The sequence below is a fragment of the Kitasatospora sp. NPDC036755 genome (assembly GCF_040636595.1).
Lineage (GTDB): Bacteria > Actinomycetota > Actinomycetes > Streptomycetales > Streptomycetaceae > Kitasatospora.
The window spans coordinates 42,850-58,790 of the sequence record NZ_JBEZUT010000005.1; the positions used below are offsets into that span (position 1 = coordinate 42,850).

The 15,941-nt window shown below is 72.8% G+C and carries 13 protein-coding genes; all 13 read left to right on the forward strand.

Annotation, left to right across the window (positions count from 1 at the left end; genetic code table 11):
• Positions 1-14 precede the first annotated feature (14 nt).
• The 13 genes from AB0E96_RS01880 to AB0E96_RS01940 all read left to right on the forward strand — a co-directional run bounded on the left by AB0E96_RS01880 (position 15) and on the right by AB0E96_RS01940 (position 15,815).
• Positions 15-752, forward strand: a complete 738-nt coding sequence (locus AB0E96_RS01880; RefSeq protein WP_359817344.1) for a CDP-alcohol phosphatidyltransferase family protein — start codon at positions 15-17, stop codon at positions 750-752.
• Positions 749-1,648, forward strand: a complete 900-nt coding sequence (locus AB0E96_RS01885) for a glycosyltransferase (RefSeq protein ID WP_359817316.1) — start codon at positions 749-751, stop codon at positions 1,646-1,648. The genes AB0E96_RS01880 and AB0E96_RS01885 overlap by 4 nt, the downstream gene beginning before the upstream one ends.
• A 156-nt stretch (positions 1,649-1,804) precedes the next feature.
• Positions 1,805-2,746: an ABC transporter permease gene (locus tag AB0E96_RS01890; protein ID WP_359817318.1), complete on the forward strand. Its 942-nt coding sequence runs from the start codon at positions 1,805-1,807 to the stop codon at positions 2,744-2,746.
• A complete protein-coding gene (locus AB0E96_RS01895; RefSeq protein WP_359817322.1) occupies positions 2,739-3,548 on the forward strand; it encodes an ABC transporter ATP-binding protein in 810 nt (269 codons plus the stop codon). Before AB0E96_RS01890 ends, AB0E96_RS01895 begins: the two co-directional genes overlap by 8 nt.
• Before the next feature lie 294 nt (positions 3,549-3,842).
• Complete coding sequence (gene hpnC / locus AB0E96_RS01900) at positions 3,843-4,805, forward strand: squalene synthase HpnC (protein ID WP_359817324.1); 963 nt, start codon at positions 3,843-3,845, stop codon at positions 4,803-4,805.
• Positions 4,806-4,846: 41 nt separating this feature from the next.
• Positions 4,847-5,704: a presqualene diphosphate synthase HpnD gene (gene hpnD / locus AB0E96_RS01905; RefSeq protein WP_359817346.1), complete on the forward strand. Its 858-nt coding sequence runs from the start codon at positions 4,847-4,849 to the stop codon at positions 5,702-5,704.
• Positions 5,705-5,831: 127 nt separating this feature from the next.
• A complete protein-coding gene (gene hpnE / locus AB0E96_RS01910; protein ID WP_359817326.1) occupies positions 5,832-7,265 on the forward strand; it encodes a hydroxysqualene dehydroxylase HpnE in 1,434 nt (477 codons plus the stop codon).
• Positions 7,266-7,531: 266 nt separating this feature from the next.
• The gene (locus tag AB0E96_RS01915) at positions 7,532-8,563 is read left to right on the forward strand and encodes a polyprenyl synthetase family protein (RefSeq protein WP_359817348.1); all 1,032 of its coding nucleotides are present in this window, start codon (positions 7,532-7,534) and stop codon (positions 8,561-8,563) included.
• A 7-nt stretch (positions 8,564-8,570) separates the two neighbouring features.
• Entirely contained in the window at positions 8,571-10,652 is a 2,082-nt protein-coding gene (shc, locus tag AB0E96_RS01920) for a squalene--hopene cyclase (protein ID WP_359817328.1), read from the forward strand.
• Complete coding sequence (locus AB0E96_RS01925; protein ID WP_359817330.1) at positions 10,649-11,347, forward strand: 1-hydroxy-2-methyl-2-butenyl 4-diphosphate reductase; 699 nt, start codon at positions 10,649-10,651, stop codon at positions 11,345-11,347. The genes shc and AB0E96_RS01925 overlap by 4 nt, the downstream gene beginning before the upstream one ends.
• A 2-nt stretch (positions 11,348-11,349) precedes the next feature.
• Positions 11,350-12,378, forward strand: a complete 1,029-nt coding sequence (hpnH, locus tag AB0E96_RS01930) for an adenosyl-hopene transferase HpnH (RefSeq protein ID WP_359817332.1) — start codon at positions 11,350-11,352, stop codon at positions 12,376-12,378.
• Positions 12,379-12,514: 136 nt separating this feature from the next.
• Complete coding sequence (dxs, locus tag AB0E96_RS01935; RefSeq protein ID WP_359817334.1) at positions 12,515-14,425, forward strand: 1-deoxy-D-xylulose-5-phosphate synthase; 1,911 nt, start codon at positions 12,515-12,517, stop codon at positions 14,423-14,425.
• Positions 14,415-15,815: an aspartate aminotransferase family protein gene (locus AB0E96_RS01940; RefSeq protein ID WP_359817336.1), complete on the forward strand. Its 1,401-nt coding sequence runs from the start codon at positions 14,415-14,417 to the stop codon at positions 15,813-15,815. Before dxs ends, AB0E96_RS01940 begins: the two co-directional genes overlap by 11 nt.
• The last annotated feature ends 126 nt before the right edge of the window (positions 15,816-15,941 follow it).

Below are 15,941 nucleotides of genomic sequence, written 5' to 3' on the forward strand. Positions count from 1 at the left end.
TCCACCCGGAGGGCATGCTCCAGCGCCGCAGCGCCGAGCACTGGGCCGGACGCCTGTACATGCGGAAGATCTCGCTGCGGATCACCCGCGTGCTCTCCACCGTGACGGCGATCACGCCCAACGGCCTGACGTACCTGATGATGTTCACCGGCATCCTGGCCGGTGCCGCGCTGGTCGTGCCGGGCATCGCGGGCGCCGTGCTGGGCGCCCTGCTGATCCAGGTCTACCTGCTGCTGGACTGTGTGGACGGCGAGGTGGCCCGCTGGCGCCGGCAGACCTCGCTCACCGGTGTCTACCTGGACCGGGTCGGCCACTACATGTCCGAGGCGGCCCTGCTGACCGGCCTCGGCCTGCGCGCCACCGACCTGCTGCACCGCGAGGGCGCCGGCTCCCACTGGGAGTGGGCCTTCCTCGGCACCCTGGCCGCGCTGGGCGCGATCCTGATCAAGTCCGAGACCGACCTGGTGGACGTGGCCCGGGCCCGCAGCGGTCTGACGGCCGTCGAGGACAGCGCCTCGGTGCCGCGCTCGGCGTCCGTCGCCAAGGCCCGCCGGGCGGCCTCCGTCCTGAAGTTCCACCGGCTGGTCGGCGCGGTCGAGGCCTCGCTGTTCATCCTGGCCGCGGGCGTCGCGGACGCGGTGCACGGCGGGCTCCTCTTCACCCGGCTCGCGGTGGTGGTGCTGGCGGCGATCGCCATGCTCCAGACCGTGCTGCACCTGCTGAGCATCGTCCTCTCCAGCAGGCTGCGATGAGCGCCGAGAGCACCGCGGAGAACTTCCGCCTCGGCGCCGTGATCATCACCATGGGCAACCGGCCCGCCGAGCTCAACGCCCTGATCGAGGCCGTCCGCGCCCAGGAGGGCCCGGCGGTCGAGCTGGCCGTGGTCGGCCAGGGCGTGGAGCTGCCCCCGCTGCCCGAGGGCGTGCGCACCGTCGAGCTGCCGGAGAACCTGGGAATCCCGGGCGGCCGCAACGTCGGCATCGAGCTGTTCGGCCGGGACGGCGCGGAGGTCGACGCCGTCCTCTTCCTGGACGACGACGGGAACCTGCCGCGCACCGACTCGGCCCGCCTGCTGCGCGAGGCCTTCACCGCCGACCCGGAGCTGGGCATCGTCTCCTTCCGGATCGCCGACCCGGAGACCGGGGTCACCCAGCGCCGGCACGTCCCCCGGCTGCGCGCCAGCGACCCGCTGCGCTCGTCCCGGGTGACCACCTTCCTGGGCGGCGCGAGCGCGGTGCGCTGCAAGGTGTTCGAGCAGGCCGGGCAGCTGCCCGCCGAGTTCTTCTACGCCCACGAGGAGACCGACCTCGCGTGGCGTGCGCTGGACGCCGGCTGGGCCATCGACTACCGGGCGGACGTGGTGCTGCACCACCCCACGACCTCGCCCGCCCGCCACGCGACCTACTTCCACAACGTGGCCCGGAACCGGGTCTGGCTCGCGAGGCGGAACCTTCCGGCCCTGTTGGTGCCTCTCTATCTGGGAACCTGGTTCCTGCTGACCCTGGCCCGCCGCCCCTCCCCGGAGGCGCTGAAGGCCTGGTGGGGCGGATTCCGGGCGGGCTGGCGCGAACCCTGTGGTCCGCGGCGGCCCATGCGGTGGCGTACCGTCTGGCGACTGACCAGGCTGGGCCGACCACCGATCATCTGATCGCGTCCGACGGGCACCCCCGTCGGACGGCCGATCGCTGCGGCCGGTGCCCACACACCGGCCGGCTCCCCCGAGATCCCAGTGGATCCCCATCGGCGCACGACCGGCGGACCCCGCCGACCGGCCGCCCCGACCGATCCCGCGTGAAGGACGAATGTGTCGACAGTGAGTGAACCCGTCAGCCTCTCGGCCCCCAGGGGGGCGGACGCGGGCCTGACCCCCAAGCAGCTTGCGGACAAGTACGGTCTGACGGTGAGCGGCGCCCGTCCCGGCCTGTTCGCCTACTCCAAGCAGCTCTGGGCCCGGCGCCACTTCATCTGGGCCTTCGCCACCGCCCGCCTGGTGGCCCAGTACACCAACGCCAAGCTCGGCCAGCTGTGGCAGGTGGTGACCCCGCTGCTCAACTGCGCGGTGTTCTACCTGGTCTTCGGCGTGATCCTGGCGAGCAAGCAGGGCTTCCCGGACAACACCTACATCGCCTGGCTGTGCATCGGCGTCTTCGTCTTCCAGTTCACCCAGAACGCGGTGCAGGCCGGCACCCGGGCGATCTCCGACAACCTCGGGCTGATCCGGGCGCTGCACTTCCCCCGGGCCAGCCTCCCGATCGCCTTCACCGTGATCCAGCTCCAGCAGCTGCTGATCTCGATGGTGGTGCTGGTCGTCACCGTGCTCGCCGCCGGGATCACCCCGGGCCGGACGTGGCTGCTGATCATCCCGGCGCTGCTGCTGCAGACGCTGTTCAACACCGGCATCTCCCTGGTGATGGCCCGGATCGGCTCCCGGACCAGCGACATCTCCCAGCTGATCCCGTTCGTGATGCGCGCCTGGATGTTCCTGTCCGGTGTGATGTTCAGCATCCAGGACAAGATCACGCACTGGCCGCACTACATCCAGACGCTGATGTCGCTCAACCCGGCGTCGGTCTACATGGACCTGCTGCGGCACGCGTTCGCGCCGGTCATCTACAACCCGCACCAGCCGGTGCACCAGTCCCTCCCGGCACACCAGTGGGCGTACGGCCTCGCCTGGGGCGTGGGCATGTTCGTCGTCGGATACGTCTTCTTCTGGAAGGCCGAGGAGGAGTACGGCCGTGGCTGACATCGACCTGAGCAAGGACGACCTCGTCCAGGACGCGGACGTGGCCCGCGAGCCCACCGTCGTCGTCGACGACGTGCACATCGTCTACAAGGTGCACGGCGCCGGCTCCGGCAAGGGCAGCGCCACCTCGGCGCTGAGTCGCATCATCAGCCGCAAGCGCGCCGCCGGCGTGCGCGAGGTGCACGCGGTCAAGGGCATCAGCTTCACCGCGTACAAGGGTGAGGCGATCGGTCTGATCGGCTCCAACGGCTCCGGCAAGTCGACCATGCTGGCCGCCATCGCGGGCCTGCTGCCGACCGAGAAGGGCGGCATCTACACCAACGGCCAGCCCTCGCTGCTGGGCGTCAACGCCGCGCTGATGAACGAGCTCACGGGTGAGCGCAACGTCATCCTCGGCTGCCTGGCGATGGGCATGACCCCGGCCCAGGTGAGGGCGCGCTACCAGGACATCGTCGACTTCTCCGGCATCAACGACAAGGGCGACTTCATCTCCCTGCCGATGCGCACCTACTCCTCCGGCATGGGCGCCCGGCTGCGGTTCTCGATCGCGGCCGCGAAGACCCACGACGTGCTGCTGATCGACGAGGCCCTCGCCACCGGCGACCAGGCCTTCCAGCAGCGCAGCAAGCGGCGGATCGACGAGCTGCGCAAGTCCGCCGGTACGGTCTTCCTGGTCAGCCACGACAACAACTCGATCCGTGAGGTCTGCGAGCGGACCATATGGATCGAGGCCGGCGAGCTGGTCATGGACGGGCCCACCGAGGAGGTCGTCAGCCGCTACGAGCGCGGCGAGCGACCGTAGTCCCCGTCACACTCACAGGGGCCGGTTCCGGAATTCTCCGGGACCGGCCCTTCGCCTTGCGCGCCCCCTGGTGCGCCGGGCGGCCCGCGAGCGCCGGGGCGAGCGCCCCCGTGCCCCGGGCGGGGCGGTCTTCTCCGGCGCGCCCGGGCGTGTCAGCCTGGTGGTCTCGGGGGCGGTGTGCCGTGCGTGACGCCCGCGCTCGGACGCGTGTCCGAGTCGGGCCGGTCGTGCCACGCGGTGTAGAACGGGGGAGTGACAGCAGTGTCGGCTTCGGCCCAGCCCAGAGATACGCCGGTGAACGGATCCGCAGGACAGACCCTGGACAAGGCGGGCGCGGAGAACTTCCCCGTCGCCCCGTTCTTCCTGCCCGCGGCCTGGCGCGACGACCTGATGGCGGTGTACGGCTTCGCCCGCCTGGTCGACGACGCCGGCGACGGCGACCTGGCCGACCCGGCCGCCACCGCCCGCCTGCTCGGCGTCGAGGGGACGCCCCCCGCCACCCCTTCGGACCAGTCCGGCCCGCCGACCGCGCAGGAGACGGCCTTCCGGCTCGCCCTGCTCGACGGGCTGGAGCGGGACCTCGACCGGGTGTTCGAGACGGCGCTGCGCACCGCCGGCGGCTCCGCGGCCGGCACCGACCGCCCCCGCCACCCGCTGATGAGCGCCCTCGTCCCGCTGGTCGACCGGCGCGGCCTGACCCCCGAGCCGTTCCGCCGTCTGATCGAGGCCAACCGGGTGGACCAGACCACCGCCCGCTACGCCACCTTCGACGACCTGATCGGCTACTGCACCCTCTCCGCCGACCCGGTCGGTCGCCTCGTGCTGGCCATCGCGGGCGTCTCCACCCCCGAGCGGATCGAACTCTCCGACGCCGTGTGCAGCGGCCTCCAGGTGGTCGAACACCTCCAGGACGTGGCCGAGGACCTGGCCCACGGCCGGATCTACCTGCCCGCCGAGGACATGGCCCGCTTCGGCGTCACCGAGGCGGACCTGGCCGCCCCCTCCGCCGACGGCGCGGTGCGCGAGCTGATCGCCTTCGAGGTCGAGCGGGCCCGCACCCTGCTCGACCGCGGCGCACCATTGGTAGGTACGGTTCGGGGGAGGCTTCGACTGCTCCTGGCGGGATTCACCGCAGGCGGCTACGCGGCCCTGGCGGCCGTCGAGGACGCCGGGTACGACGTGCTCGCCCAGCAGGCGAAGCCTGACAAGCGCCGCCTCGCAGTGAAGGCGGCGGCCATCTTCGCGAAGGGAAGGTGAACGCCCGAGTGGCGGCATCACCACTGGCGTCGGCCCAGGTCATGGCGGCGTACCGGTACTGCGAGGCAGTCACCGGACTGCAGGCGCGCAACTTCAGCTACGGCATCCGGCTGCTGCCCGAACCCAAGCGGCTGGCCATGTCGGCCCTGTACGCCCTGGCCCGGCGGGTGGACGACATCGGCGACGGAGACCTCCCGGACGACCGGAAGGCCGAGGCGCTGCTGCGCACCCGGGAACTCGTGGACGAGGTCCGCTCCGGGGTGGTCGCCGAGGACGACACCGACCCGATCAAGGTCGCCCTGGCCGACGCGGCCCGGCGCTTCCCGATCCCGCTCGGCGGCTTCGACGAACTGATCGACGGCGTCGAGATGGACCTCAAGGGCGCCGAGTACCAGACCTACGACGAGCTGAAGGTCTACTGCCGCTGCGTCGCCGGCGCGATCGGCCGGCTCTCGCTGGGCGTCTACGGCTGCGACGACCCGGAGCTCGGGGCACGCTACGCGGACACCCTGGGCCTGGCGCTGCAGCTCACCAACATCCTGCGCGACCTGCGCGAGGACGCCCTGAACGGCCGTACCTACCTGCCGAGCGAGGACCTGGTCCGGTTCGGCTGCGAGCAGGGCTTCGCGCTGCCCGAGCCGCCGGTCGGCGCGGACTTCACCGGACTGGTGGCCTTCGAGGCCGCCCGCGCCCAGGCCGCCTTCGAGGAGGGCCTGCGGCTGCTGCCGATGCTCGACCGCCGCAGCCGCGCCTGCACCGCCGCGATGGCCGGGATCTACCACCGGCTGCTCGGCCGGATCGCCACCGACCCGGAGTCGGTGCTGCGCGGCCGGGTCTCGCTGCCCGGCTGGGAGAAGGCGTACGTGGCGCTTTCCGGGCTCGCCGGGGGGCGTTCTTGATTCTCGCAACAGTTCTGTCACGCTGTGTCAGCGCGGATTCACGTGTGGGTAGTTTTGCGTTGAACGATCGAGTGACGGCTTCCGGGACCGCCCGCGGGCGGTCCACCGACTGCGAGGGGGAGGGCCGATGACCGGGCGAGCCGACGCCGCGCGCCCGGCCGCCGTCGTGGTCGGCGGCGGCCTGGCCGGGATCACCACCGCACTGCGCCTCGCCGAGGCGGGCCACCGGGTCACCCTCGCCGAGGGGCGGCCCCGGCTCGGCGGCCTCGCCTTCTCCTTCCAGCGCGGCGAGCTGACCGTCGACAACGGCCAGCACGTCTACCTGCGCTGCTGCACCGCCTACCGCGGCCTGCTGGAGCGCCTCGGCGCCTCCCGGCTGGTCCACCTCCAGGACCGCCTCGACATCCCGGTACTCTCCGTCACCGGGCCGCGGGCAGCCCCGGTCCGCACCCTCGGCCGACTGCGCCGGACGGGCCTGCCCGTCCCGCTGCACCTGGCCGGCAGCCTGGCCCGCTACCCGCACCTGTCCCCGGCCGACCGCGCCCGGGTGGTCCGCGGCGCGCTCGCCCTGAAGGGCCTGGACCTCGCCGACCCGGCGCTGGACGAGGTCTCCTTCGGCGAGTGGCTGGACCGCCACGGGCAGAACGCCGCCACCCGGGCCGCCCTGTGGGACCTGGTCGGCGTCGCCACCCTGAACGGCCGGGCCGACCAGGTGTCGACGGCGCTCGCCGGGATGGTCTTCAAGACCGGCTTGCTCTCCGACCCGGGCGCCTCGGACATCGGCACCGCCGCCGTCCCGCTCGGCACGATTCACCACGACCGGGCGCTCGCCGAACTGGAGCGGGCCGGCGTACGGGTGCTGCTGCGGGCCCGGGTGGCCGAACTGAAGCCCGCCGCGCCGCAGCACGCCGTCCGGCTGGAGAGCGGGGAACTGCTCGGCGCCGACACCGTCGTGCTGGCCGGCGCCCAGGACAGCGCGGCCGCGCTGCTGCCGCCGAACGCGATCCCCGGGCAGGAGCGGCTGGCCGGGTTCGGCACCGCGCCGATCCTCAACGTGCACGTGGTCTACGACCGCAAGGTGTTGCGCCGCCCGTTCTTCGCCGCGCTCGGCTCCCCGGTCCAGTGGGTCTTCGACCGCACCGCGCACTCCGGCCTGGCCGCCACTCCGACGGGCCGGGCCCACCCGGGTGCCCAGTACCTGGCGCTGTCGCAGTCCGCCGCACAGGACGAGATCGACCTGCCGGTGGCCGAACTGCGCGAGCGCTACCTGCCCGAGCTGGGCCGGCTGCTGCCGGCCGCGGCCCGGGCCGAGGTGCTGGACTTCTTCGTCACCCGGGAACGCACCGCGACCTTCGACCCGGCCCCGGGCAACGGGGCGCTGCGGCCGTCGGCCCGCACCGACGTCCCCGGCCTGCTGCTGGCCGGCTCGTGGACGGCCACCGGCTGGCCCGCGACCATGGAGGGCGCGGTGCGAAGCGGTCACGCCGCGGCCGACGCCGCACTCGCCGCCGCCGGCGCCAGGGTGCCGGTGGACCGCGGCGACGGGAGGTGGCCCAGGTGACGGCGGGCCCCGCCGCCGGAGAGCCCGCCAGAGCCGACGGGCGTAGCGTCGACCGCATCGGCGCGACCGTCGGGAACGGCCCGTTCGGCCGCACCGGTACGACCGGTACCACCGGCGCCACCGGCACTGGCACTCGATTCGACACCAGCCGCACCGACAGCACCCGGTCGCCCCGGGCGGTCCGGCACCACGAGGGAGAGGGAACGCACGTGGAGTCACGCACCGGCTTCGCCGTCGGAGGCACGGCGCACGCCGAACCGGTCTCGGTGCCGGAGCTGCTGGCCCGCAGCCGTACGCTCTGCACCCCGCCGCTACGGGCCGCCGTCGCCCGATTGGCCGCACCCATGGACACCGTCGCCGCCTACCACTTCGGCTGGATCGACCGGGACGGCACCCCGGTGACGGGGGACGGCGGCAAGGCCGTGCGCCCCGCGCTGGCGCTGCTGTCCGCCCGTGCCACCGGTGCGGCGGAGGAGGTGGGGGTGCCCGGCGGGGTCGCGGTTGAACTGGTGCACAACTTCTCCCTCCTCCATGATGATCTGATGGACGGTGACGAGACCCGACGGCACCGGGCCACCGCCTGGACGGTCTTCGGCCCGGCCCAGGCGATCCTGGTCGGTGACGCCCTGGCGACGCTCGGCACGGAGGTGCTGCTCGACGCCGCGGTGACCGGTGACACGAGCCCCACCGACGCCGCGCGTGCCGTCCGGCTGCTCACCACGGCGACCCGCCGGCTGATCGACGGCCAGGCCATGGACGTCGCCTTCGAACAGCGCGACAGCGTCACGGTCGCGGAGTGCCTGGAGATGGAGGGCGGAAAGACGGCGGCGCTGCTGGCCGCCGCCTCGGCGATCGGAGCCGTCCTGGCCGGCGCCGACGACAAGGTCTCCGGAGCGCTGGAGCGCTACGGCCACCACCTGGGCCTGGCCTTCCAGGCGGTGGACGACCTGCTCGGCATCTGGGGTGCCACCGAGGTCACCGGCAAGCCGCACTGGGGCGACCTGCGCCAGCGCAAGAAGTCCCTGCCGGTGGCCGCCGCACTCGCCGAGGGCGGAGCGGCCTCGCGCCGGCTCGCCGAGGAACTGGCCGACCCCAAGGGACGCGGGGAGGAGAGCGAGCCCGAGCTCGCCGCCCGGGCCGCGCTGATCGAGGAGGCCGGCGGCCGTGCCTGGACCCAGGAGGAGGCCCGCCGCCAGCACACGACTGCCCTCGCCGCCCTGGACGAGGTGCCCATGACCGACGAGGTGCGCGAGCACTTCGTCGCACTCGCCGAATTCGTGGTGGTACGAGAGAGGTGACGTTACGTTGACAGCAACCGCGGACGGCCGGCTCGACCCTGAGTACGATTCCGAGCCGGTCGCGGTGGGCGACCGCCCCCCGACCCTGCTGGGCGCGGGGAGGTGGCAGCCCGAGGACACCGACCAGCTCCGGCCGGCCGGTGAGGCGGACCTCCGGCCGGCCGACGCACGGGAGGCCCTGGCCCGCGCCTCCACCCACCTGCTCTCCCTGCAGTCGTCCGAGGGCTGGTGGAAGGGCGACCTGGAGACCAACGTCACCATGGACGCCGAGGACTTACTGCTCCGACAGTTCCTGGGAATCCGCACCGAGGAGCAGACCCGCGCCACCGCCGAGTGGATCCGCTCCCAGCAGCGCGAGGACGGCACCTGGTCCACCTTCCACGGCGGGCCGCCCGAGCTGTCCACCACCGTCGAGGCATACGTCGCGCTCAAACTGGCCGGCGACGACCCGGACGCCCCGCACATGCTCGCCGCCGCGCGCTACGTCCGCTCCGCCGGGGGCATCGCGGCGGCCCGGGTGTTCACCCGGATCTGGCTCGCCCTGTTCGGCTGGTGGCCCTGGGACCGGCTGCCCGAGATGCCCCCCGAGATCATCTTCCTGCCCCGGTGGCTGCCGCTGAACATCTACGCCTTCGGCTGCTGGGCCCGCCAGACCATCGTCCCGCTGACCGTGGTCTCCTCCCACCGCCCGGTCCGTCCGGCCCCCTTCGCGCTCACCGAGCTGCACACCGACCCGGACGACCCGTACCCCCACCGGCCGCTCGCCCCCGCCACCACCTGGGACGGCCTCTTCGAACGCCTCGACAAGGTGCTGCACGCCTACCACCGCCGGGCCTTCCGCCCGCTGCGCCGACTGGCCGTCTCGCAGGCCTGCCGCTGGATCGTCGAGCGCCAGGAGGCCGACGGCTGCTGGGGCGGCATCCAGCCCCCCGCCGTCTACTCGCTGATCGCCCTGCACCTGGAGGGCTACGAGCTGGAGCACCCGGTGATGAAGGCCGGGCTCTCCTCCTTCGACCGCTTCACCGTGCACACCGAGGACGGCAAGCGCTGGCTGGAGGCCTGCCAGTCCCCGGTCTGGGACACCTGCCTGGCCACCATCGCCCTGGTCGACGGCGGGGTTCCGGCCGACCACCCGGCGCTGGTCTCCGCCGTCGACTGGATGCTCGGCGAGGAGATCCGCAAGCGCGGCGACTGGGCCGTCCAGCGGCCCGGGCTCGCCCCCGGCGGCTGGGCCTTCGAGTTCGAGAACGACACCTACCCCGACATCGACGACACCGCCGAGGTGGTGCTCGCGCTGCGCCGGGTCGCCCACCCCGACCCGGCCAGGGTCGACGGCGCGGTCGACCGGGCGGTGCTGTGGAACCTCGGCATGCAGTCCAAGAACGGTGCCTGGGGCGCCTTCGACGTGGACAACACCAGCACGCTGCCCAACAAGCTGCCGTTCTGCGACTTCGGCGAGGTCGTCGACCCGCCGTCCGCCGACGTCACCGCGCACGTGGTGGAGATGCTCGCCGAGACCGGCCGCTCCCGCGACCCCCGGACCAGGCGCGGCATCGAGTGGCTGCTGCGCAACCAGGAGGCCGACGGCTCCTGGTTCGGCCGCTGGGGCACCAACTACATCTACGGCACCGGCTCGGTGCTGCCCGCCCTGGTCGCGGCCGGCGTCCCCGACGAGCACCCGGCGATCCGCCGGGCGGTGCGCTGGCTGGAGGACCGGCAGAACGCCGACGGCGGCTGGGGCGAGGACATGCGCTCCTACGACGACCCGGCGCGCTGGGCCGGGCGCGGCGACTCCACCGCCTCGCAGACCGCCTGGGCGCTGATGGCGCTGCTCTCGGCCGGCGAGGGGCCGCAGGGCCGGGCCAACCCCGCGGTGGAGCGCGGCGTGGAGTGGCTGGTGCGCACCCAGCTGCCCGAGGGCACCTGGGACGAACCGCAGTTCACCGGAACCGGCTTCCCGTGGGACTTCTCCATCAACTACCACCTGTACCGGCTGGTCTTCCCGGTCACCGCGCTCGGCCGCTACGTCCACGGCGCCCCGGGCACGAGCCGGGCCGACGGCGCTCCGGCGATCGGAGCGGCGCGGTGACCACCGCGCCGCTGCTGGTGCTCTGCGCCCTGGGCCCCGAGGTCTGGGCCCTGCGCGGCGGTGACTGGCGCGGCGCGCCCGGCGGGTCCCCGGTGCTGGTGCGCACCGGGGTCGGCCGGCGGCGCGCCGGGCTGGCCGTCCGTCGGCTGCTCGGCTCCGCCCCCACCGGGTACGGCGCCGTGGTGGTGGCCGGTTTCGGAGCCGCGCTCGGCCCGGGCGTGCAGCCCGGCGACGTGGTCGCCGCCGACGGCGTGCGCGACGCCGAGGGCCACCTGTACCCGCTCGACTCCGGGGCGGAGCTCACCCGGGCGCTGAAGGAGCGCGGCCTGACCGTGCACACCGGCGTGCACCACACCGCCGACCACGTGGTGCGCGGCATCGAACGGCGGGCACTGCACGTCCAGGGCGCGCTCGCCGTCGACATGGAGGCCGCCGCCGTCCTGGCCGCGCTGCGGGAGGTGCGGCCCGTACTGCCGACGGCCGTCCTGCGCGTGGTGGTGGACACGCCTGAGCACGAACTGCTGCGGTTCGGCACCCTCCCGGCCGGGGTGCGCGCCTGGCGGACCCTGAGGGCGACGGTGCCCGCCCTCGTCGACTGGTACCGGCAGGAGCGCGCGCCCGGACCCGCGGTCCTGAACGGCTCCGCGGACCTGAACCACCCCACATCCTCGACGCTCCCCCAGGAGGCGAGCTAGCCATGGCCATGCCGTTGCGCCAGACCGTGCGGGTCGGCACCTACCTCATGCAGCAGAAGCTGCTCAAGCGCCGGGACAAGTTCCCGCTGATCGTGGAGCTGGAACCGCTCTTCGCCTGCAACCTCGCCTGCGAGGGCTGCGGCAAGATCCAGCACCCCGCGGGCGTCCTGAAGCAGCGGATGCCCGTCGCCCAGGCGGTCGGCGCGGTCCTGGAGTCGGGTGCGCCGATGGTCTCGATCGCCGGCGGCGAGCCGCTGATGCACCCGCAGATCGACGAGATCGTCCGGCAGCTGGTCGAGCGCCGCAAGTACGTCTTCCTCTGCACCAACGCGCTGCTGATGCGCAAGAAGATGGACAAGTTCACGCCCTCGCCGTACTTCACCTTCGCGGTGCACATCGACGGCCTGCGGGAGCGGCACGACGAGTCGGTGGCCAAGGAGGGCACCTTCGACGAGGCGGTGGCGGCGATCAAGGAGGCCAAGCGGCGCGGCTTCCGGGTCACCACCAACAGCACCTTCTTCAACACCGACACCCCGCAGACCGTCATCGACGTCCTGGACTACCTCAACGACGAGCTCAAGGTGGACGAGATGATGATCTCGCCCGCCTACGCCTACGAGAAGGCGCCCGACCAGGAGCACTTCCTCGGGGTCGAGCAGACCAGGGAGCTCTTCCGCAAGGCCTTCGCCGACGGCAACCGCCGGCGCTGGCGGCTCAACCACAGCCCGCTCTTCCTGGACTTCCTGGAGGGCAAGGCCGACTTCGAGTGCACCCCCTGGGGCATCCCCAACTACTCGCTGTTCGGCTGGCAGCGGCCCTGCTACCTGATGGCCGACGGCTACGTGCCGACCTACCGCGAACTGGTCGAGAAGACGGACTGGAGCAAGTACGGCCGCGGCAAGGACCCGCGCTGCGAGAACTGCATGGCCCACTGCGGCTACGAGCCGACCGCCGTCCTCGCGACGATGGGCTCGCTCCAGCAGTCGCTGCGCGCCATCACCGAGACCGTCAGCGGCAACAAGGGCCGCTGAGACGGGAGTTGACCTCCAGGTCGGCACCCCGGCCCGGGCCCCGCGCCCGGGCCGGCGCCGCCCCAGCGCCGGGCCGGGCCCGCTTCCGGACCGGGTGGAGGCGCCACCGCACCGCTCCGAGTCGTGAGGTGTACCCATGTCACTGCTCTCCCGCGTCACGTCCCCGGCCGAGCTGCGCAAGCTCCCCGCCGTCGAACTCCCGCTGCTCGCCGACGAGATCCGCGACTTCCTGATCGACGCCGTCACCCGCACCGGCGGCCACCTCGGGCCCAACCTGGGCGTGGTGGAGCTGACCATCGCCCTGCACCGGGTCTTCGACTCGCCGTACGACCGGATCGTCTTCGACACCGGCCACCAGAGCTACGTCCACAAACTGCTCACCGGCCGACAGGACTTCAGCCGGCTACGGATGCGCGGCGGACTCTCCGGGTACCCCTCGCGGGGCGAGTCCGAGCACGACCTGGTCGAGAACTCGCACGCCTCCACCGCGCTCTCCTACGCCGACGGCCTGGCCAAGGCCGCCCGGCTGCTCGGCCAGCACGACCGGCACACCGTCGCGGTGATCGGCGACGGCGCGCTCACCGGCGGGCTCGCCTGGGAGGCGCTCAACAACATCGCCGAGGCGCGCGACCGGCCGCTGGTCATCGTCGTCAACGACAACGAGCGCTCCTACGCCAGGACCATCGGCGGCCTCGCCAACCACCTGGCCACCCTGCGCACCACCCAGGGCTACGAACGCTTCCTCGCACTCGGCAAGGAGGCCCTGCAGCGCACCCCGCTGGTCGGCCAGCCGATCTTCGACGCGCTGCACGGCGCCAAGAAGGGCTTCAAGGACGCCTTCGCCCCGCAGGGCATGTTCGAGGACCTCGGCCTCAAGTACCTCGGGCCGATCGACGGCCACGACCTGGGCGCGGTCGAACAGGCGCTGCGCCAGGCCCGCAACTTCGGCGGGCCCGTCATCGTGCACTGCCTGACCGTCAAGGGACGCGGCTACCGGCCGGCCGAGCAGGACGAGGCCGACCGCTTCCACGCCGTCAACCCGATCGACCCGTACACCTGCCTGCCGATCTCGCCCACCGGCGGGGTCTCCTGGACCTCGGTGTTCGGGGACGAGCTGGTCACCCTCGGTGCCGAGCGGCCGGACCTGGTGGCGATCACCGCGGCCATGCTCCAGCCGGTGGGCCTGGCCCCGTTCGCCAAGGCCTATCCGGAACGGACCTTCGACGTCGGGATCGCCGAGCAGCACGCCGTCACCAGCGCGGCCGGGCTCGCCACCGGCGGACTGCACCCGGTGGTCGCGGTGTACGCGACCTTCCTCAACCGGGCCTTCGACCAGGTCCTGATGGACGTCGCCCTGCACAGGCTGGGCGTCACCTTCGTGCTCGACCGCTCCGGGGTGACCGGGCCGGACGGCGCCTCGCACAACGGCATGTGGGACATGTCGATCCTCCAGGTCGTACCCGGCCTGCGGCTCGCCGCGCCACGCGACGCCGAACAGCTGCGCGCCCAGCTGCGCGAGGCCGTCGACGTCCGCGACGCCCCGACCGTCGTGCGCTTCCCGAAGGGCAACATCGGGCCCGCGGTGCCGGCCGTCGAGCGGATCGGCGGAGTGGACGTGCTGCTACGCACCGGGCGGGCGCCGGAGATCCTGCTGGTCGCGGTCGGCACCACCGCCTCCGCCTGCCTCGACGCCGCCCGGCTGCTGCTCGCCGAGGGCTTCACCGCCACCGTGGTCGACCCGCGCTGGGTCAAGCCGGTCGACCCGACGCTGCCCGAACTGGCCGCCGCCCACCGGCTGGTGGTCACCGTCGAGGACAACGGCCGTACCGGAGGCGTCGGTTCGGCCGTCGCCCAGGCGCTGCGAGACGCCGACGTGGACGTGCCGGTGCGGGTGCTCGGCCTGCCCCAGGAGTTCCTCGGCCACGCCTCGCGCGGGGAGATCCTGGAGGAGGCCGGGCTCACCGGGACCGGGGTCGCCGCCCAGACCGCCGTCTTCGCCAAGAACCTGCTACCGACCCGAGGAGCGAACCCGCGCCATGCCGGCTGAACCAGACCGCCCCGCCTTCGACCTCGCCAAGCTGATCGCCGAACGCGGCGGCGAACGCTACGAGTTGCACGGCCGCTACCTCAACCCGCAGCTGCCGCGGATGCTGCACACCATCGGCTTCGACAAGTACTACGAGCGCGCCCGCGGGCAGTACTTCTACGACGCCGAGGGCAACGAGTACCTCGACATGCTGGCCGGCTTCGGGATCTTCGCGCTCGGCCGCCACCACCCGGTGGTGCGCTCGGCGATCCGGCAGGTGATGGACCTCGACCTGCCGGACCTGGTGCGCTTCGACTGCTCGCCGCTGCCCGGGCTGCTGGCCGAGCGGCTGCTGGCCCAGGCTCCCGGGCTGGACCGGGTGTTCTTCGGCAACAGCGGCACCGAGGCGGTGGAGACCGCGCTCAAATTCGCCCGGTACGCCACCAGACGCCGGCGGATCCTCTACGCCGACCACGCCTTCCACGGGCTGACCACCGGCTCGCTCTCGGTCAACGGGGAGAGCGGCTTCCGCAAGGGCTTCGACCCGCTGCTGCCGGACACCGCCATCCCGCTCGGCGATCTCGCCGCGCTGGCCAAGGAGTTGAAACGCGGCGACGTCGCGGGGCTGATCGTCGAACCGATCCAGGGCAAGGGCGTCCAGGCGCCGCCGCCCGGCTGGCTGCGGGCCGCCCAGGCACTGCTCCACGAGCACCGGGCGCTGCTGATCTGCGACGAGGTGCAGACCGGCATCGGCCGCACCGGCGAATTCTTCGCCTACCAGCACGAGGACGGCGTGCTGCCCGACCTGGTCTGCGCGGCCAAGGCGCTGTCCGGCGGGTACGTGCCGGTCGGGGCGACGCTCGGCAAGAGCTGGATCTTCGAGAAGGTGTACTCCTCGATGGACCGGGTGCTGGTGCACTCGGCCAGCTTCGGCGCCAACGCCCAGGCCATGGCGGCCGGGCTGGCGACCCTGGAGGTGATGCGCGACGAGCAGGTGGTGGAGAACGCCCGCAAGGTGGGCGACCACCTCCGCGAACGGCTGACCGCGCTGGTCGACAGGTACGAGCTGCTCGCCGAGGTGCGCGGCCGCGGGCTGATGATCGGGATCGAGTTCGGGCGGCCCAAGTCGCTCAAGCTGCGCACCGGTTGGACCGCGCTCCAGGCGGCGCGCAAGGGGCTGTTCGCGCAGATGGTGGTCGTGCCGCTGCTGCAACGGCACCGCATCCTGACCCAGGTGTCCGGGGACCACCTGGAAGTGATCAAGCTGATCCCGCCGCTGATCGTCACCGAGCGCGATGTGGACCGGTTCGTGGACGCCTTCACGGACATCATGGACGAGGCCCACCGGGGGAGCGGACTGATGTGGGACTTCGGGCGGACCCTGGTCAAGCAGGCGGTCGGCGGCCGCTGAGGCCGGGACCGCCGGTCGCGCGGAGTGGGAAGCCGGGAACAGGCCCGCGCCGCCGTAGGCGCCGTCCACGTGGAACCAGAGGCCGCGCTCGCGGGCGACCTCGCCCAGGCCCTTGAGGTCGTCGAC

Coding starts and splice junctions, on each gene's coding strand:
- hpnE (WP_359817326.1), top strand. CDS start 5,832: ATGACCGGGCGAGCCGACGCCGCGCGCCCGGCCGCCGTCGTGGTCGGC.
- hpnD (WP_359817346.1), top strand. CDS start 4,847: ATGGCGGCGTACCGGTACTGCGAGGCAGTCACCGGACTGCAGGCGCGC.
- AB0E96_RS01880 (WP_359817344.1), top strand. CDS start 15: ATGCTCCAGCGCCGCAGCGCCGAGCACTGGGCCGGACGCCTGTACATG.
- AB0E96_RS01940 (WP_359817336.1), top strand. CDS start 14,415: ATGCCGGCTGAACCAGACCGCCCCGCCTTCGACCTCGCCAAGCTGATC.
- AB0E96_RS01885 (WP_359817316.1), top strand. CDS start 749: ATGAGCGCCGAGAGCACCGCGGAGAACTTCCGCCTCGGCGCCGTGATC.
- hpnH (WP_359817332.1), top strand. CDS start 11,350: ATGGCCATGCCGTTGCGCCAGACCGTGCGGGTCGGCACCTACCTCATG.
- dxs (WP_359817334.1), top strand. CDS start 12,515: ATGTCACTGCTCTCCCGCGTCACGTCCCCGGCCGAGCTGCGCAAGCTC.